Consider the following 19,080-nt stretch of genomic DNA (forward strand, 5'->3'; position numbering starts at 1 on the left):
AACTATATCATTTTATAGTATTATAAAAGTATTATTTTAAATCAACTATAATTTATCAAACGATTTTTTATTATAAATACATTTTTCACTCATTAAATTAGAATTTTGTAAAAATGAATATTGACTATATTATTTTTAAATTTACTACAAATACTTACAAACTCAATACTTGCTAAATTTTTTACACTTTTTCTTTTTTAATTTTTCATTTATTGAAAAATCATTTTTTTGACTTCTTTTATTTATTCAAATATTATTTAGATATTATATTTGACACTTTATAATGGCTTTTTTACAGTTATTTGCCTATTTTTCTTAAGCAGTTTTTTTATATTGATGTTTGATATTTTAATAAAGAGATAAAAGTAGCTAGAAAACTAGCTACTTTTATATGAGGAGGAGTACTAAAATTAGTACAAAAATATTATAACTTTATACAGTAGCAACATAGTAGCAGTTAAAAATATTTAAGTGGATTTTATAAATTTTTATATATAATATTAAAATTTTTAGGAGATATTTTGTATTCTAAAGAACTGAATTCTATAAAAAAATCTAATCGTTTTAGGACAAGAGAGATTTTTGATGAAAACCTAATTGATTTAGCCTCTAATGATTATTTAGGTTTAACTACAAATAAACAACTTTTTGAAAATGCTTACAAAAGAGTTTTAGAAGAGAACTACACAGGCCCTAAAGCTTCACAACTTGTAAATGGTTACAATAAAATACACAAAGAGTTTGAGACTCTACTTTGCAAAGCAAATGGATTTGAAGATGCAATAACTGTTGGTTCTGGATTTTTAGCAAATATCTCACTTATTGAAGCCTTAGTTAGAAAAAAAGATAGACTTTTTATTGATGAGCAATACCATGCAAGTGGGATTTTGGCTACTAAACTTTTAGATAAAAATCAAATAATTACTTTTAAACACAACGATATAGAAGATTTAAAAAATAAATTTAATCAGTTTTCAACTAATAGAAATATCATAGCAATTGAAGGAATTTACTCAATGCAAGGAGATATAGCTTCTAAAGAAATTTTTGATTTTGCAGATGAAAAAGAAGCTTTATTAATTGTTGATGAAGCTCATTCAAGCGGTGTAATTGGAGAGAATTTATTAGGAGTTTTTGATTATTATAAAATTAAACCAAAAAACAATCATATAAAAATGGGAACGCTTGGAAAAGCTTATGGAAGTTATGGAGCATATATTTTAAGTAGTTCTCATATTATTAGTTATCTACAAAACAGAGCAAAGGCAATCATATATACAACAGCTCCTTCTCTTTTTGATATATCCTTAGCTTTACAATCTTTAAAATATATTTTAAGCAATAAACTAAGTTTAAAATCTTCAATAAAAGAAAAACTTGATATAGTAAAAGATATTTTAGGTATTCAATCAAATAGTTTAATTATCCCTATTGATATTGCAGATAATAAAAAAGTTTTAGCAATTCAGCAAGAGCTTAAAAAGCAAGGATATTTAGTAGGAGCAATTCGTCAACCAACAGTAACAAGTGCAATTATAAGATTAATTGCAAAAATTGATATAAGTAAACAAGATTTAAAACTTGTATGTAACTTTTTAAAGGAGAATAGATGAAGAAAATAGTTTTATTGTGTTTTTTCACACTTTTTGCATACTCCAATGATAATACTTTACAGCCAAAAAAATGTGAAGTTATAAAACTTTCAAATTACACAACATTAGTTTCTTGTCACAAACTTGATTATATAGTTCAAACAAAACAATCAAGAAGAGATGATGAAGATAATATTAAAAAGATTACTGTTTTAACTAAACAAGAGAGCAAAATCATATTAAATAAGAGAGATTAACATGAAAGAATTAATTAAAGGTAATAAAAGGTTTAGAGAAAAAAAATTCCCTCAATTAAAAAAGAGTGTAGAAAAACTTGTAAAAGAGGGACAAAAACCTGAAGTTTTGTTTATAGGGTGTTCAGATAGCAGAGTTACTCCTGATATAATGCTAGATGTAAATCCAGGTGATATGTTTATTTTAAGAAATGTTGGAAACTTTGTTCCTCCATTTAAATGTGATGAAGATTATCATGGTAGTGCAGCTGCAATTGAGTATGCAGTATCTGTACTTGAAGTTAAGCATATTATTGTTTGTGGACATTCACATTGTGGTGCTTGTCAAAGTTTATATACAGAAATTCCTTTAGAAAAACAAAAAGTTATTCATGTTAAAAAATGGCTTGAACTTGGTGCAAAAGCAAAAGAGAAAACATTAAGCTTAGTAAAAGATCCAAATAACAAAGAAGAGTTATATAGACTTACTGAAAAAATATCTGTAACATATCAATTAAAGAACTTATTAACTTATCCTGATGTAAAAAGAAGAATAGAAAATGGAAGTTTACAAATACATGGATGGTATTATAAACTAGAAGATGGTTCAATTGATTGTTATGATCAAGAAGCAGAAAGATTTAAAAGTTTAGAAGAGTGTGTAAATGCAAAATGATGTAAGAAAACTACCTAAAAAAAGTAAAATAATAATCGTAGTTTTAGCTCTACTTGCTATCATATGCTTTTTATTATTAACTTACTTAAAAGAGTTAAAAATCACAGGGATTTTAAACTCTCTTGGCTATAAACAAATTAGCAATGTAACAGTTATAAATAAATTAAGTGTTGAAAACAAGGAGACTAGAAAAAAAGGGACTGTATATAAAGTTCTTTTTAATAATGATAAAACAAATCAAGAGTGTATTGGTTTTTTACATAAAGATAGTTCAGACCAGTACTATGAAGATTTTGATTGTAAATAGTAGGAATAAATGGATATATTAAAAAAATTAGAAAATAACGAGAGATTAAATTACGAAGATGCAATTAAACTTTATGACTTAGATTTTTTTGAACTTGCATATTATGCGAATAGAATTAGAGAAGATAAACACGGTAAAAAAACATATTTTAATATAAATAGACATATAAACCCAACAAATATTTGTAAAGATGTTTGTCAATTCTGTGCTTATAGTGCAAGTAGAAAAAATCCAAACCCATATACAATGAGTCATGAAGAGATATTAGATGTAGTTGAAAACTCATCTAAAAATGGTATAAAAGAGGTACATATAGTATCAGCTCATAACCCAGATACTGGTTTACAATGGTATTTAGATGTTTTTAAAAAAATAAAACAAAAATTTCCATCAATTCATGTAAAAGCTTTAACAGCAGCAGAAATTCATTTCTTAGCAACACAATATAACTTAAGTTATGAAGATATTATAAATAAAATGCTTGAACATGGTGTTGATTCAATGCCAGGAGGTGGGGCTGAAATTTTTGATGAGAAAGTAAGAAAAAGAGTTTGTGGAGGAAAAGTTACTTCCCAACAATGGCTTGATATTCATAAACTTTGGCACAAAAATGGAAAACATAGTAATGCAACAATGCTATTTGGTCACATAGAAACAAGAGAACACAGAGTTGACCATATGCTAAGACTAAGAGATTTACAAGATGAAACAGGAGGCTTTAATGCCTTTATTCCCTTAGTATTTCAAACAAAAAATAACTATTTAAAAGTAAAAGAAGCAATAACAGGTCAAGAGATATTAAAAACTTATGCTATTGCAAGAATTTTACTTGATAATATTCCAAATATTAAAGCATATTGGGCAACATCAACAGTAAAATTAGCTTTAATAGCTCAAGAGTTTGGAGCAAATGACTTAGATGGAACAATTGAAAAAGAGTCTATTCAAAGTGCAGCAGGAGCACAAAGTGCCCATGGTGTACAAGTACAACAGTTTGTTGATTTAATTAAAAACTCTGGTTTTACTCCTGTTGAAAGAGATTCAGTTTATAATGAATTAAAAGTTTGGTAAATCAAAGGCAATAGCCTTGATTTACTTTTTATCTATTTTGGTTGATGAAACTGTAAGATAAACTGCATTTCTATTCCTCCTGCAGTTTTAACAAAACTTATTGGATAAGAGATATGAATTGAATATAACTCATTATTTAAAATATCAACAATATCAAAAAATGCCATAGGACTAGTAACAGTCATATTTACTAAATAGTTAAAAGTAACAACATCTGATTTAAAACTTGACTTAAAGTTTACCCTTGCATTCTTAGGAAATAGTGTTTTTAACTGCTCTGTTACTCTTATAATTGGAATAAACTCATCTGTGATATATGTCTCTTCATATATTTTCATAGCAGTTGTTTTAAAAGGTTTAGTATTACTATTTTCAATTAAAGCTTCATATACAATATCTTTATTATCTATAAACTCTACTGTAGATTTTTCATAAAGTTTTAAAAGTTGAGGCTGTAATGTTTTTATATATGTATCATCACTTAATAAATTAGCATGAATTGTTGAACCATCTTTTCTAATCTCTAAATCTTTTAAAACCACATCAAAAGGAATTAATTCAAAAATATCACTAACTCTTTTTTTTGCAATAAGATTCTTTTCTATATGATTAGGCAATTTAAATTTTTTCTTTACTTGAACAGTTTTCTCTTCAAGTTTTTTTCTATTTTCATTTAACAAATCATTTAAAGGAATAGTTAAATATGCAACTAATCCTACAATTATAATTGATAATATAGTTAATAAAATTTTTGAACTATTTTTACTTGGTTTTTTTCGTGGAACAATAAAACTCTTGTGCTGATGTCTATCTTTTACTAGCTCAAAAAGTTCCTCATCAATAGATATAGGATGATAAAAAACATCAAGCATTAACTCATCTTTTATTTGAGTTATTTGCTCCTCTTCAAACTGTTTTACAGTATAAAGTAGTCTAATTTGTTCAATAAAAATATCATTTGTATTTTCATAAAACTCATTAATAATACTATTTATAGAATCCATAACCTCAAAAAAGTGAATCTCATCAAATAGTTTTTGCCCAATTACATCACTTTCATAAAATCTACTACTTTTAACTGTTTCAAAAGAAGTAAACTCGATTACTTTTGCAAAAACAATATCACCTTTTTTATTTAAGATTACAATATATGCTTTATTATTAAAAAATAGTGCTATTAAAGAGTTTGTATAAGGATTTTTTTCAATAAAAAGGTTTAATACATGAAAAATTGAGTACACATAATCTATTCCAGTACTTTCAAAATAGTGTCTTGTTTCAAAAAGCTTATTTTTTAATACTGCAACATCATACTCATTATTTAAGTTTGTTGTAGCATACTCTTTTAATCTTTTTGATAAATTTCTTTTAACAAGTTTTGTATCATCACTTAATAATAGTGCTGAAATATATGTATTATCAATTTCATCTTGTAGTGCATTTATTTTATGTACTGCATCTCTTGGTAAAATCTCATCTTTAGATAAAAACACTGATTGACTTGAGTCTATAATTTCTGCTTTTTCTAACTTCTTAAAGTTTAGTTTTAAAGAGTTATTGTTTTTAATAGCATTTATATATAAAGATTGTTTATTAAACATTACTATTCCTACACTATTGCATTAATTAGCATTTTCTCTTTTATCAATGTCTTAGCTTCATCTATTTCTAAATTTGAAATATCTAATGGCTCTTGAATAAAGAACTCTAAAGTTCCAAAAGGCTTTGGAACAACAAATTTATCCCATGATTTCATTTGCCAATATTTACTTGGCTTACAATTAAAAATAGCAATCTTACAACCACTTTTTTTTGCAATAGCAACAATTCCATCAGCTACACTAAATCTTGGTCCTCTAGGACCATCAGGCGTAATAGCAATGTCATTTTTTGCTTTTAACTCTTTAATTGTACTAATTAATGCTTTAGCACCACCTTTTGAAGAAGAACCTCTAATAGAACCAATACCTAAATATTCCACCGTTCTAGTTATTGCTTCTCCATCTTTATGCTGACTTATCATAGCTTTTACAAGTGTGTTTGGCCTTAATTTTTGATAATTAAAAGGTTGCATCAATAATTCACCATGCCAAAAAGCCACTATAATTGGCTCATTTGAATCTATATTCGCATGGTGAAAAACTTTTTTACTAGTAAGATAAATAAATCTAACGATTAATTGCATTATAAAAGGCACAACTTTTATTGAGATAAAAGTTTTAATTCTCTTTTTCATACTATTTTACTATTTCACCTTTTAGTGCTGTTCTTGTAACATCTGTAACTTTAACATCAACAAATTTTCCAAGAAGTTCATCACTACCTTTTGCAAATACTTGTAAATAATTATCTGTATATCCAGATATTTCTGAATTAGGTTTTAAAGACTCCACTAAAATAGTAACAGTAGTTCCAATTAGTTTTGGCATATGATCTTCTAAATATCTTTTATGAAGCTCAATTAATTCAGTAAGTCTTGCACTACCTATTTTATCTTCAATCTCTAAATGTTCTAGTTTTAAAGCTTCTGTTTCAGGTCTTGGAGAGTATTTAAAGTTAAAAATCTGGTCAAATTTAACTTGATTAACCACATCTAATGTATCTTCAAAATCTTTTTGTGTTTCTCCAGGAAAAGCTACAATAATATCTGTAGTAATTCTTAAATTTGGTACTAAATCTCTTAATTTTTTAGCTCTATTTAAAAACCACTCTTTTGTGTACCCTCTTTTCATTGCTCTTAAAATTTCAGTAGAACCACTTTGTAATGGCATATGAATACATTTAGAAATTTTTGGATTTTTAGCAAACTCTTCAATAAACTCATCATCCATATGTAATGGGTGTGGAGAAGTAAATCTAATTCTTTGTAAATTTTCTATTTTAGATACATCTTGTAAAAGTTTTGTAAAGCTATATTTTGCTCTACCATCAGAGAATCTTCTACCATAAGAGTTTACATTTTGTCCTAAAAGCATAACTTCAACAGCACCATCATCAACTGCTTTTTTTACTTGCTCTACAATCATTTCAGGAGGAATAGAAATCTCTTCACCTCTTGTATTTGGTACGATACAGTAAGTACACTTTTTATCACAACCAATAGAGATATTTACACTAGCTCTATACTTATTTGTTTTTGCAGGAGCAAACTCATACGTAGATTCGTCATTGTCAATTGATATTTCTACTGCACCTTTAATATCTACAACATCTTTAATTTTTGAGATATTTCTAGCTCCAACAACAAAATCTACATATGGTGCTCTTTTTATAATATCATTTCCTAAATGACTTGCTGTACATCCACATACACCAATTTTTGCACCATCTTTTTTCTTTATATTAAATTGTCCAATTTCAGAAAATAGTTTTTGTACTGGTTTTTCTCTTACTGAACATGTGTTAATAATAATTAAATCTGCATCTTCAATATTTTCTGTTTTATCATAATCTTTATATTTTTTTAATTCTGCAGCTATATGTTGACTGTCAGTATCATTCATCTGACAGCCTAATGTTTGTATAAATAACTTTTTTGACTCTTCTTTACTCATTTATTTGCCTACTTAATTAAAAGTGCATGTACCTCATACATATACTCATCATCAGCTAATCCATACTTCACTTCTCTAAAGTATACATTAAATCCTTCTTCTTCTAAGGCATCAACTAAAGCCATCATATCTTTATGTGAATTGTCTCTATCGAAATAAAAAATTTTTTCACCAGCTTTTGATAACTCATCTTTTATTTTATCTAATTGCACTTTTTTTGGTTTTTCATTTAACTCATTTCTTGCAAATAATAATTCCATATAACTAAACCTTTTTTATCTTTTAAATTAGCTATATATTTTAGCTTAAAATGGCTTTAATTTGTATAAAAGAAGTTTTAGATATAATATCAGTCTAACAATAACATTGAAAATCAAAAACATTCATTTCAATGTCAACAAACAAAGGGTTTTAATGGATAAAATTATTGATATTTTAGACTCAATTGCCTATGAAAAAGGTCTAAAAGTTGAAGATGTAGAGCAGGCATTAAAAGAGGCATTGATAAAAACTGCTCAAAAGATGGTTGACCCATCTCTTAATTTTGATGCACAAATAGATAGAGAAAATAAAAAACTTGAGCTTTTTCAAAAGTTAGAAGTTGTTGAAAATGATGATGAAAGATTACTTGGTAACTCTTTAGATGAATACAATAACTTAATTAATCCTGAAAACTTCATTTGTATAGATGAAGCAAAAGAGATTGACCCTGACTTAGAGATTGGGGACTCAGTTGACTATGATCTTGAGTTTGAAAATATGGGAAGAAATGCTGCAACAATTCTTCATAATAACTTTGAATATAGAGTACAAAGATATATTGAAGAGAATCTTGTTAGTAAATATAAAAATAAAATAGGAAAAATTGTAAATGGTTCTGTAACTAGAATAGATAGAGCTGAAAATACTTTTATTGAGATTGGTGAAGTTAAAGCAATTTTACCAAGAAAAAATAGGATTAAAGGTGAATTCTTTAAAATTGGAGACAATTTAAAAGCAGTAGTAAAAGCTGTTAAAATTGATAAATCTTTAGGATTAATTATTGAAATTTCAAGAACATCTCCAAAATTTTTGGAAGCTTTACTAAAACTTGAAGTGCCAGAAATAAAAGATGAAAGAATTACAATTGAAGCAAGTGCTAGAATTCCAGGAAGTAGAGCAAAAATTGCACTTTCTACTATTGAGCCAAATATTGACCCAATTGGTTCAGTTGTTGGAGTAAAAGGTGTAAGAATTAGTGCTGTTAGTAAAGAATTAAATGGTGAAAGCATTGATTGTGTTGAATATTCAACAGTACCTGAAATGTTCTTATCAAGAGCATTATCACCTGCTATTATTTCAAGTGTAGTAATAGATAAAACTTCAATTCCAGGAAGAAATGATAAAGCTGTTGTTACAATACCAAGTGACCAAAAATCTAAAGCCATTGGAAAATCAGGATTAAATATTAGACTTGCTTCTATGCTTACTAAAACTGATATTGAACTAAAAGAGATTGAATCTAAAAACACACTTTCAAGCTTTGGTTCACCTGATGATTCTGGTTCAAATGAGAAATCAACTGATACAGCTGATTTAGAGGCACTGTTTAAATAATGAAAAAGCTACATCTATTTGACTCTGTAAAAAAAGAAAAAACTCTTTTTGAACCAATTTCTAAAAATGATGTAAAAGTTTATGTTTGTGGTCCAACTGTGTACGATGATGCACATTTGGGTCATGCACGAAGTGCAATTGCATTTGATTTGTTACATAGGGTTTTAAAAGCGAACAACTATAATGTAACTATGACAAAAAACTTTACAGATATTGATGATAAAATTATCAAAAAGATGAACGAAACTAATCAATCTTTAGAAGAAGTAACAAACTACTACATAAACTCATATAAAAGTGATATGCGAAAATTAAATATCTTAGATAATACATTAGAACCAAAAGCTACTCAAAACCTTGATGTTATGATTGAAATGATTGAAGATTTAAAACAAAAAGATATAGCATATACTATTAGTAATGGTATTTATTTTGATACTTCAAAAGATAAAGATTATGGAAATATTAGTCATAGAGCAAGTGATGAGAACTCACAAGCAAGAGTAGAAACAAATAGTGAAAAAAGAAACTCAAAAGATTTTGCTTTATGGAAATTTCCAAAAGATGAAAAAGAAGTAGCATATGAGGCTCCTTTTGGAAGAGGAAGACCAGGTTGGCATATTGAGTGTTCTGCTATGATTAATAAGCACTTAGCTTATAAAAATTCAGAGTTTGCTATTGATATTCATGGAGGGGGAGCAGATTTACTTTTTCCTCATCATGAAAACGAAGCTGCACAAACTAGATGTTCATCAAAACAACATTTAGCAAAATATTGGTTACATAATGGTTTTGTAAATATTGATGGAGAGAAAATGAGTAAATCTTTAGGAAACTCATTTTTCTTAAAAGATATATTAAACTCATATTTTGGTGAAGTAGTTAGATACTATTTATTAAGTGCACATTATAGAGCTGATTTTAACTTTAATGAAGAGGATTTAATCTCAAGTAAAAAAAGATTAGACAAAATATATAGAGTTAAAAAAAGAGTATATGGTCTTGGTGCATCTACTGTAAATAAAGAGTTTAAACACTCTATATTAGAAGCTTTAAATGACGATTTAAACACATCAAAAGCAATCTCAATTGTAGATGAAATGATTTCAAAAGCAAATGACACATTAGATAAAGAGCCTAAAAATAAATCATTTAAAAAAGAGCTTGTTGCAAACTTTGAGTTTATAAATGATACTTTAGGTGTTGCAGCAAGTGATGCTTTTAAATATTTTCAATTTGGAATATCAAAAGAACAAATAGAAAATATAGAACAACTAATTTATAAAAGAGATGAGGCTAAGAAAAATAAAGATTTTGAAACAGCTGATAAAATTAGAGAAGAGTTAACAAATATGAGTATATCAATAATGGATACACCAAATGGTGTTGTTTGGGAAAAATTGTAATATATAAATATTTTTCATAAAAAAAGGGAAGAAGTTAAACTTCTTCCCTTTTTTATTACTTTACTACTTATTATATACTATTTAATGTGTGCAGGGTCTGTAACATTTTTAGTATCAACAATATATGGAACTAATGCCATATGTCTAGCTCTTTTAATAGCTTTTTCTACCATCTCTTGAGCATTTTTTGAGTTACCTGTAAGTCTTCTAGGCATAATTTTACCTCTTTCACTCATTGATAACTTTAATAAGTCAGTATTTTTATAATCGATGAAATCAATTTTCATCTCTGTATATTTACAATATTTTTTTCCGTATTTTCTTTTTTCTGCCATTTTTTATCCTTGTTTTCTAGAAAGGTATTTCATCTTCATCAATATCAATTTCAGGTATTTTATGCTCAGGAGCACTATTTTGTGCCGAGTTCATACCACCATAATTATTCTTTTGTCCATAATCGTTTTGAGGTGCAGAGTTGTATTGATTTTGTTGTGGTTGTGAATATCCTGCATTTGCATTGTTATAGTTATTATAACTATTATCCATTCCACCTTGTTGTTGCTGACTATCACTTTTTGAGTCTAACATTTTCATAGTATCAACTCTTAAAGAGTGTTTACTTCTATTAGTCCCATCTTGTGCAGTCCACTGCTCTAATACAAGTCTTCCTTCTAATAGTACTTTTGAACCTTTTCTTAAATATTGATTAGCAACTTCAGCTGATCTTCCAAAGATATTAAAGTCTAAAAAGCAAACTTCATCTTTTTGCTCACCAGTTGATGTTTTATACTTGTAACTCGTTGCAATTGCAGATTTAGCTATTGCTGCACCACTTGGTAAATATCTAAGTTCAATATCTCTTGTAAGATTTCCTACCATTACTATTTTATTATACATTTGAAGGTCCTTATGTGTTATTAGTTAGCTTTTTTAGCTGCCTCGTCACTCATTTTTGTCCAAGCTGCAATCTCTTTTTTGTTTTCATATTTAATAAAAATAAATCTTAAGATTTGCTCATTGATTCTGTAAGTTCTTTCTAACTCCAAAATAGCATTTGCAGGTGATTTAAAGTAAATTACGAAATAGTAACCTCTTTTATTTTTCTCAATTTCATAAGCTAATTGTTTAGTTCCCATATCATCACAAGATACGATTTCTCCACCGTTTTTTTCGATGTTAGCTTTTACTTTTTCGATTTCAGCTACAGTCTCTTCTTCAGTAAGAGTTGGTTTTAAAATAAACATTGTTTCATAATGCTTTAATTTTGACATTTAGTTTCTCCTTATAGTTTATGCCGGTATCTTTACATAAATATCAGCAAGGATTTTTTTGTAAAGTTCGTGATTTTATCTAAACATAACTGTAAATTTTCTTAGACTTGCTTGTAAAAATAGGTTTTCTTTATTAATTTTTGTAGATTTAAGTTGTAGTTCTAAATCTAAAAGAAACTCAAACATTTCTTGAAAAGTTTCAGGTTTTATAGAAATTGCAAGCTTACTCTTTTTTTCCCAAATATTTTTAGGAGGTATAAATCCTAAGATTTCTTTAGCATTTGGTGTTCCAAATGCTCTTGTATATGCACTTATCATAAATAATTGCTGTACAAAAGAAGTAATTTGATTTAGTAAATATATCTCATTCATACCCTCTTCAAGTAAGATTGATAACTCTTCAGAGATGTCATTTCCTACTATTAAATCATTTAAAAACTCTTCAAAAGAGATATTTCCTATTCCAAAGCAGTGTGAATTTATAAGATTTGTTGTTACTTTTTTATTTAAAACTGACACCTTTTTTAAATCATTTATACATAAACTTAGGTCATGTCTATGCATAAAATATAGATGATTTAAAGCTGACATTTCAAACTCAAGATTCATACTTCTTGCTTCTTTTTCTAAAAGTTTTAAAGCTTCATTTGCATAAGGAGCGAACATTCTTACACTAACAGAGTTTGTTTTAGCGCTAAAAGAGCTACTCATAGTTTTAAACTCACTATCTCCTAAACAAGCAAAAATAATTGTTGAGTCTGGATTTATATTACAAGCATTTATTAATTCAGTAATATCTTTTTTTTGTATCTTTTTCTCTGTTTTGATAATTATTAAATTGTTTGAAGAAAAAAGTGACGATTGTAAAAGCTGGTCTTTAATATATTTAAAATCATAATCATCAAAGTAAAATCTTTGAATCTCATCTTTTGAAGCAATACTATTTGCTACTAAATTGCTATAATAGTCAATAAGAAAAGTAGATTGCCCATAAAACATATATGCATCAAACTTTTTATTCTGTTTTAATAAGTTATCAAATTCATTTTTATACATAAAGATATAATATCTAAGATTAAGTTATTTTTTAATAAAATCAATAAGTTTTACACAAAAACAATTAAATTAAAAGGCACCTATCTTGTATGATGTAAAAGTTCCTATTTTAGGTTTTGATAAAATCAAAAATATGAATATAAAAAAATTAGATAATGACTTCTCTATTTTAGAAATTGATTCAGAAGATGGCACTAATATGCACTTACTTTCATCTAATTCAATAAAAAGTTTTGATATTGATATAAATGAAGATTTCTTAAAAAAAATGAGTATTGATGAAGATACTAAAATATCATTTTACTTCTCAATTGTAATAAATAATCCTATATCAAACTCTGTTGTTAATTTAACTGCCCCAATAGTTGTAAACGAAGATAAAAAACTATTAGGTCAGTATGTAATAAAAGACTCAAATTGTCTTTTTACAACAATGGCTGAACTTAATACTTAATTGAAGCAATAATAGTTTTTGTAATTAAATCAGCTGATTTAATTACAACTTTTAGTTTTGAGTAAATAACTTGACCTTTATAATTATCTAAAACTACTTTCATACCAGCCATTTTATCATATACTTTAGCTAAACCTCTTTCACTATCTGTTATATAAGCTTTAAACTCTGAACCAATATGTTTTTTTGCAAATCTTGCATATTTTCTATCTTCAAAATCCCAAACTAATTGGTCAACTTTTCTTTCTTGAATAGAGATATAATCACAAATATCATCTATATTATTTGGAGTATTTTTTGTTTTTAACATTCTATGTAAAACTAAATCTGAATATCTTCTAATTGGACTTGTAAAGTGAGAATATGAATCAAAACCTAAACCAAAGTGACCTAGATTTTTAGATGAATATTTTGCTTGTGTTTGAGAATGTATTATTAACTCATCAATCTCTTTTGATAAAGTAGTTTTTTTAGCTTTTTCTTGTATATGAGTTATTGTTTCATGAACAGTTGATTGTAACTTTACTTTTACCCCAAGCATATTTACATCATCAACAAGCTTTGTTATTGCTTTAAAAGGTGGTTCTTCATGTATTCTATAAATACCAACACTATTAACTTTTTTACTTGCTTCTATATTTGCAAAAAGCATACACTCTTCTACTAATTGATGAGAAGCAGTTGAATACTCTTGTTCTATTGATTCAAGTTCACTATTATGATTTAATTTCAGTCTTAATTCTGTTGACCTAAACTCATAACCTTTTTGCAATCTTTTACTTCTAAATGATTTTGTAAGCTCATAAAGTTTTACAAGTGAATCAAATATCTCTTTTTCTAAACTTGTATATTTATCTAATTTTCCTTCTAAAACCCTATCAATTCGTCCATATGAAAATTTTCTTTTAGATTCAATTATTGCTTCATATAATTTTGATTCTTTAATTTCTAAGTTATTTGCATCTAAATGTATTTCAAAAACATACGCATATCTTTTTTCATCTTGCCTTAAAGAACACATATCCTCACTTAATTTTTTAGGAAGCATAGGTAAAACTTTTGAAGGAAGATAAACAGATGTAGATTTCAAATATGCTTGTTTATCTAAAGCTGAATTCTCTTTTACAAAATAAGAAACATCTGCAATTGCAACATAAAGTATTTGATTTTTTTCATCATAATATATTGCGTCATCATGGTCTTTTGCACTTGCTGGGTCTATTGTACAAAAATTTAAAGAAGTTAAATCAACTCTTTTATTAGTATCATCCATTTTGGCATCTATTTGTATCTCTTTTTCTAATCTAATTAACTCTTTATATAAATACAAAGAGATAAACTCATCAACTTTTGGATTATTTATATTTCCTATATCTTTTATTAATTCAAAACTTTTACTATTAATTAAAAGTATTTGTCCATCTTCATACTTTTGTTTTACTTTAAAATCTAATTCAATATTTTCTTTAACTGTTAAAAACTTACTATTTTGTACATAAACTAAAAGCTCTTTTGCTTTTGAAGAAAATACTTCTATAACTTTTGCTTTTATTTTACTTCTTGGATTAAAAACTCTTTTTGCAACTACATAATCACCATCATATGCACCATTTAAATAATCAAAATCTAATTTAATATTTTTATGTTCATTGCTTATATCTTCTAATAAAGCGTAGTTTTTTTCAAAAGATAACTTTCCTATTTTAAATTTAGAATTTATCTCAAACTTATCATCTTTTTTAAATAAGATAGACTCTTTAATAAGTTTATCTATAATTTTTTGTTCTTCTTTACTAAAATAATCATTAGAATTAATTATCTTTTTAAACAGTTCTTTATACAAAATAGTTCCTTAGTTATGTTATGATAGAATATTATCTAAAATCCTTTTAAGGCTTATTGTAATGTTAAAAAAATTCTATTTACTAACACTTTTAATCTCTATATTCAACTTTACTGCATTTGCAAAGAGTAAACCAACTTTAATATTTTATTGTGGAATTACTATGGTTAAACCAATAAAAGAGATGGCAAAAATCATTGAAGATAAATACAATTGTAAAATTAAAATCTCACAAGGTGGCTCAAAAGATTTATACGAAGCTTTAAAATACTCAAAAAAGGGTGATTTATATTTGCCAGGAAGTGACTCTTATAGAAAAAAGAACTTAAAAGATGGATATTTACTTGATGCAGTTTATATAGGATATAATCAAGCAGCAATCTTTGTAGAAAAAACTAATCCACTAAAAATAGAAAATTTAGAAGCTTTTACAAATCCAAATTATGCTTCAGTACTGTGTGATCCAAAATCAGGAAGTATAGGAAGAATGACAAGAAAAATATTTCTAAGGTATAAAGGTGAACAGTTTTACAATAATGCTTATGACAATACAGTTGAGATTGGAACAGACTCTAGAAATTTAAATAGGTCAATTATTGATAAAAGAGCCAATATCTCTATAAACTGGAAGGCTACTGCTTTTTGGCCAGAAAACTCTAAACATATAGATATTGTAAATATTGATGAAAAGTATGCTCCTAAAAAAAGATTGCTTATCAATCTTCTTAGTTTTTCTGAAAATAAAAAGATTGCAAAAGCATTTATGCAATTTGCAAAGAGTAAAGAGGGTAAAAAGATTATGAAAAAATATGGATTTTTAGATTAGGATAAATTTTGTTAAAACTATCAATGTTAAATCAAAAAAATACACTCTCAAAATTAATATTATTAGTTAGCCTATTTTTAGTAGGAATTATTTCACTTATTACACTTCATCTTTTTTTCTTAAATCTATTGGATAAATTAGATAACAAAACAAAAAATCAAGAAGCTAAAATTCAAATTGGAGAGTATATAGTAAATGACTTATATAAAATTCGTTCAGATTTTTATGAATTAGCAACAACAGCTACAAATAAAAAAGGAAGAGATTTAATCTCTAAAAGATTAGAACAAAGAGTTGCAACAATAAAAAATGCTTTAGATGTATTAGAAAATGGGGGAGAACTAAATAGAGTTATTAGACTGAATATTGTAGGTCACCATAAAACAAAAAGAACGATAAAATATATAAAACAAAATAAAGATATAGTCTCTTTAGAAGCAATTGATTTAAGACCTAAGTTAGTTCAACTTCTAAAAATGACTGACAAATTAAAAATACTTTTAGATAAAACTAGTGAATACAGAAGAAGTAATAATCATAAAGAGTTTGCTAAACTTACAAGAGAAATTACAAGATATTACAAAACCACACCTGCTTTTTTTATAAGAATTACTGAGAATACTAGAAGATTGTTATATGAAGGAGAGATAACCCTTCAAAAAATTCAAGACCAAATAGAAGAAGAGAAAAAACAGTATCAAAATTTAGAACTAATATTAGTTGCAACTATTATCTTAACTGTACTTATTTTAACATACTTTATTGCAAAACAGATAAATAGAAATGCAAAAAATTTACTTCATTTAAATATCGAACTTGAAGAAAAGATGCAAGAACTAAAAATACAAGAGAGTGCAACAAGAGGGATATTAGATGGTCAACCAAATATCGTTGTTGTAAGTAATGGGGAAGAAATGATTGATGCAAATAGTGCATTAGTTGAATTTTTTGATGGCTATAACTCTTTTGATGATTTCAAAAAAGAGCATGCTTGTATATGTGACTTTTTTCAGGATATAAATAATGAAAATTTTATTTTAGATATTGATTATAATGGCTTAAATTGGTATGAGTATATTATAAATAATCCTCAAAAACTTCATAAAGTTGCTATGAAAAACTTAAAAGGCTTACACTACTTTTCAATAACTGCAAAGAAAAAAATCTTAGATGATGAAAAGTTTATAATAATAATCTCATTAAATGATATTTCAAAAGAGATAAATGTACAAAATCAACTCACTAAACTAAATGATAATCTTGAAAATATTGTAAACTCAAAAACAAAACAGCTTCAAGAATTAAATGAAAACCTAGAAAAGAAAATAAAAGAAGAGGTTGAAAAAAATAGACAAAAAGATAAAAGAATGATTCAACAATCAAGATTTGCAGCATTAGGAGAGATGATAGGAAATATTGCTCACCAATGGAGACAACCACTATCAGCAATCTCATCAACTGCTTCTTCAATGCAACTTCAAATGCAACTTGGGATTACTCAAAACGATGATATAGAAAAATCTTATGAATCTATTATATCTTATGTAGAGTTTTTAACACAAACAATAGAAGATTTTAGAAACTTTTTTAAAGAAGATAAAGAGAAATTAAAGTTTGATATTCAAGAGATATTAAAAAATAGTCTAAGCATTACAAGCGCTTCATATAAAGATAAAAATATTCAAGTTTTTACAAACTTTAAAGAAGAGAAGAATATCTCATTTGGTTTTCCAAATGAACTATCACAAGTATTTTTGAATATTTTAAATAATGCAAAAGATGCAATTACAAACAGCAAAATAAAACATCCTAAAGTTACTATAAATATCTTTGAAAATAAAAACTTCAATATAATTGAAATCATTGATAATGCAGGTGGAATAGAAAAATCAAATATTGAAAAAATCTTTGACCCTTATTTTACTACTAAACATCAAAGCCAAGGTACTGGCATTGGACTATATATGAGTAAAGAGATTATTGAAAAACATATGAATGGATTATTAAGTGTAGAAAATAGAATAATTACAGAAGAAATGCATGATTATAAAGGTGCTTGTTTTATAATCTCATTACCCAAGATTTAGAAAATCTTAGATATAATGCACGCAAATTAAAATATAGAGGGAAAACTATGGCATTAAATGTTTACTATGATAAAGATTGTAATATCGATTTAATAAAGTCAAAAAAAGTAGCAATGATTGGATTTGGTTCACAAGGTCATGCACACGCTGAAAACTTAAGAGATTCAGGTGTAGAAGTAGTTGTAGGATTAAGAAAAGGTGGTTCTTCTTGGGCGAAAGCAGAAGCAAAAGGATTCACTGTAAAAACAATTGCTGAAGCAACTTCTGAATCTGATATAGTTATGATTCTTTTACCAGATGAAAATCAAGCTGATATTTATAAAAATGAGATTGAAGCAAACTTAAAAGATGGTGCAACTGTTGCATTTGGACACGGATTTAATATTCATTATGGAAGAATTACTCCTGCTAAAAATATAAATGTAATGATGGTTGCTCCAAAAGCTCCAGGTCATACAGTAAGATCTGAATTTGAAAAAGGTGGAGGAATTCCAGACTTAATTGCAATTCATCAAGACCCATCTGGAAATACTAAAGAGATTGCATTATCTTATGCAAGTGCAATTGGTGGTGGAAGAACTGGTATTATTGAAACAACTTTCAAAGATGAAACAGAAACTGACTTATTTGGTGAGCAAGCTGTTCTTTGTGGTGGAGTTTCAGCATTAGTACAAGCTGGTTTTGAAACATTAACTGAAGCTGGTTATCCTGCTGAAATGGCATACTTTGAGTGTTTACACGAATTAAAATTAATTGTTGATTTAATGTTTGAAGGTGGAGTTCATGATATGAGATACTCTATTTCAAATACAGCAGAATATGGAGATATGGTTTCAGGACCAAGAGTAATTAATGAAGAGTCTAAAAAAGCTATGAAAGAGATTTTAGCTGAAATCCAAAACGGTAAATTTGCAAAAGACTTTATCCTTGAAGGTCAAGCTGGATACCCAAGAATGACAGCAGAAAGAAATAACTTATTTAATCACCCACTAGAAGTAACTGGTAGAAAATTAAGAGATATGATGCCTTGGATTAAAGCAAATAAAATTGTAGACCAAGAGAAAAACTAATAAAAGTAAGGTAACTCCTTACTTTTATAAATATTGAT

20 protein-coding genes are annotated in these 19,080 nt (G+C 26.9%); 11 read left to right on the forward strand and 9 right to left on the reverse strand.

Going from position 1 to position 19,080, the window contains the following annotated elements:
* Window positions 1-521 precede the first annotated feature (521 nt).
* From CP960_RS02305 to mqnE, 5 genes are read left to right on the forward strand one after another with little or no spacing between them, the layout of a single operon-like run.
* Window positions 522-1,613, forward strand: a complete 1,092-nt coding sequence (locus CP960_RS02305; RefSeq protein ID WP_191321645.1) for an aminotransferase class I/II-fold pyridoxal phosphate-dependent enzyme — start codon at window positions 522-524, stop codon at window positions 1,611-1,613.
* The gene (locus tag CP960_RS02310; protein ID WP_101183624.1) at window positions 1,610-1,849 is read left to right on the forward strand and encodes a hypothetical protein; all 240 of its coding nucleotides are present in this window, start codon (window positions 1,610-1,612) and stop codon (window positions 1,847-1,849) included. Before CP960_RS02305 ends, CP960_RS02310 begins: the two co-directional genes overlap by 4 nt.
* Window positions 1,845-2,501 (forward strand): carbonic anhydrase, encoded by a 657-nt coding sequence (locus tag CP960_RS02315; protein WP_101183625.1) that lies wholly within the window; start codon window positions 1,845-1,847, stop codon window positions 2,499-2,501. The genes CP960_RS02310 and CP960_RS02315 overlap by 5 nt, the downstream gene beginning before the upstream one ends.
* Complete coding sequence (locus tag CP960_RS02320; RefSeq protein WP_101183626.1) at window positions 2,491-2,808, forward strand: hypothetical protein; 318 nt, start codon at window positions 2,491-2,493, stop codon at window positions 2,806-2,808. Before CP960_RS02315 ends, CP960_RS02320 begins: the two co-directional genes overlap by 11 nt.
* Window positions 2,809-2,817: 9 nt before the next feature.
* Window positions 2,818-3,879, forward strand: coding sequence for an aminofutalosine synthase MqnE (gene mqnE, locus CP960_RS02325; protein ID WP_101183627.1), 1,062 nt, complete (start codon window positions 2,818-2,820; stop codon window positions 3,877-3,879).
* 32 nt (window positions 3,880-3,911) lie between these two features.
* On the opposite strand, the gene CP960_RS02330 is transcribed toward mqnE, so the two are convergent.
* From CP960_RS02330 to CP960_RS02345, 4 genes are read right to left on the reverse strand one after another with little or no spacing between them, the layout of a single operon-like run.
* The gene (locus CP960_RS02330) at window positions 3,912-5,480 is read right to left on the reverse strand and encodes a hypothetical protein (protein WP_101183628.1); all 1,569 of its coding nucleotides are present in this window, start codon (window positions 5,478-5,480) and stop codon (window positions 3,912-3,914) included.
* 8 nt (window positions 5,481-5,488) lie between these two features.
* The gene (locus tag CP960_RS02335; RefSeq protein ID WP_101183629.1) at window positions 5,489-6,115 is read right to left on the reverse strand and encodes a lysophospholipid acyltransferase family protein; all 627 of its coding nucleotides are present in this window, start codon (window positions 6,113-6,115) and stop codon (window positions 5,489-5,491) included.
* A 1-nt stretch (window position 6,116) separates the two neighbouring features.
* Complete coding sequence (miaB, locus tag CP960_RS02340; protein WP_101183630.1) at window positions 6,117-7,433, reverse strand: tRNA (N6-isopentenyl adenosine(37)-C2)-methylthiotransferase MiaB; 1,317 nt, start codon at window positions 7,431-7,433, stop codon at window positions 6,117-6,119.
* Window positions 7,434-7,441: 8 nt separating this feature from the next.
* Complete coding sequence (locus CP960_RS02345; RefSeq protein ID WP_101183631.1) at window positions 7,442-7,693, reverse strand: HP0268 family nuclease; 252 nt, start codon at window positions 7,691-7,693, stop codon at window positions 7,442-7,444.
* Window positions 7,694-7,847: 154 nt separating this feature from the next.
* Between CP960_RS02345 and nusA the strand changes: the two genes are divergently transcribed.
* Together nusA and cysS are read left to right on the forward strand one after the other, a co-directional pair.
* Window positions 7,848-9,029, forward strand: a complete 1,182-nt coding sequence (gene nusA / locus CP960_RS02350) for a transcription termination factor NusA (RefSeq protein ID WP_101183632.1) — start codon at window positions 7,848-7,850, stop codon at window positions 9,027-9,029.
* Window positions 9,029-10,435 carry a cysteine--tRNA ligase gene (gene cysS / locus CP960_RS02355; protein ID WP_101183633.1) on the forward strand — a complete coding sequence of 469 codons (1,407 nt, stop codon included), beginning with the start codon at window positions 9,029-9,031 and terminating at the stop codon, window positions 10,433-10,435. The genes nusA and cysS overlap by 1 nt, the downstream gene beginning before the upstream one ends.
* 77 nt (window positions 10,436-10,512) lie before the next feature.
* Here cysS and rpsR read toward each other — a convergent pair whose 3' ends face one another.
* The 4 genes from rpsR to holA form a co-directional block, all read right to left on the reverse strand.
* Window positions 10,513-10,770 carry a 30S ribosomal protein S18 gene (gene rpsR / locus CP960_RS02360; protein WP_099342693.1) on the reverse strand — a complete coding sequence of 86 codons (258 nt, stop codon included), beginning with the start codon at window positions 10,768-10,770 and terminating at the stop codon, window positions 10,513-10,515.
* A 16-nt stretch (window positions 10,771-10,786) separates the two neighbouring features.
* Window positions 10,787-11,332 (reverse strand): single-stranded DNA-binding protein, encoded by a 546-nt coding sequence (locus tag CP960_RS02365; protein ID WP_101183634.1) that lies wholly within the window; start codon window positions 11,330-11,332, stop codon window positions 10,787-10,789.
* A gap of 20 nt (window positions 11,333-11,352) precedes the next feature.
* Complete coding sequence (gene rpsF, locus CP960_RS02370; protein WP_101183635.1) at window positions 11,353-11,706, reverse strand: 30S ribosomal protein S6; 354 nt, start codon at window positions 11,704-11,706, stop codon at window positions 11,353-11,355.
* 75 nt (window positions 11,707-11,781) lie between these two features.
* A complete protein-coding gene (gene holA, locus CP960_RS02375) occupies window positions 11,782-12,762 on the reverse strand; it encodes a DNA polymerase III subunit delta (RefSeq protein ID WP_101183636.1) in 981 nt (326 codons plus the stop codon).
* A gap of 85 nt (window positions 12,763-12,847) precedes the next feature.
* On the opposite strand from holA, the gene fliW reads away from it, so the two are divergent.
* The gene (gene fliW, locus CP960_RS02380) at window positions 12,848-13,216 is read left to right on the forward strand and encodes a flagellar assembly protein FliW (RefSeq protein ID WP_101183637.1); all 369 of its coding nucleotides are present in this window, start codon (window positions 12,848-12,850) and stop codon (window positions 13,214-13,216) included.
* On the opposite strand, the gene CP960_RS02385 is transcribed toward fliW, so the two are convergent.
* Window positions 13,206-15,059: an RNB domain-containing ribonuclease gene (locus CP960_RS02385; protein ID WP_101183638.1), complete on the reverse strand. Its 1,854-nt coding sequence runs from the start codon at window positions 15,057-15,059 to the stop codon at window positions 13,206-13,208. The two genes, fliW and CP960_RS02385, sit on opposite strands and share 11 nt — an antisense overlap.
* A 61-nt stretch (window positions 15,060-15,120) precedes the next feature.
* On the opposite strand from CP960_RS02385, the gene CP960_RS02390 reads away from it, so the two are divergent.
* The 3 genes from CP960_RS02390 to ilvC are packed head-to-tail and all read left to right on the forward strand — an operon-like array spanning window position 15,121 to window position 19,042.
* The gene (locus tag CP960_RS02390) at window positions 15,121-15,885 is read left to right on the forward strand and encodes a substrate-binding domain-containing protein (protein ID WP_101183639.1); all 765 of its coding nucleotides are present in this window, start codon (window positions 15,121-15,123) and stop codon (window positions 15,883-15,885) included.
* Between the two features lie 8 nt (window positions 15,886-15,893).
* The gene (locus CP960_RS02395) at window positions 15,894-17,972 is read left to right on the forward strand and encodes a sensor histidine kinase (protein WP_101183640.1); all 2,079 of its coding nucleotides are present in this window, start codon (window positions 15,894-15,896) and stop codon (window positions 17,970-17,972) included.
* A gap of 47 nt (window positions 17,973-18,019) precedes the next feature.
* Window positions 18,020-19,042, forward strand: a complete 1,023-nt coding sequence (ilvC, locus tag CP960_RS02400; protein WP_101183641.1) for a ketol-acid reductoisomerase — start codon at window positions 18,020-18,022, stop codon at window positions 19,040-19,042.
* Window positions 19,043-19,080: the final 38 nt, after the last annotated feature.

This window comes from Malaciobacter halophilus, assembly GCF_002837275.1.
GTDB classification, from domain to species: domain Bacteria; phylum Campylobacterota; class Campylobacteria; order Campylobacterales; family Arcobacteraceae; genus Malaciobacter; species Malaciobacter halophilus.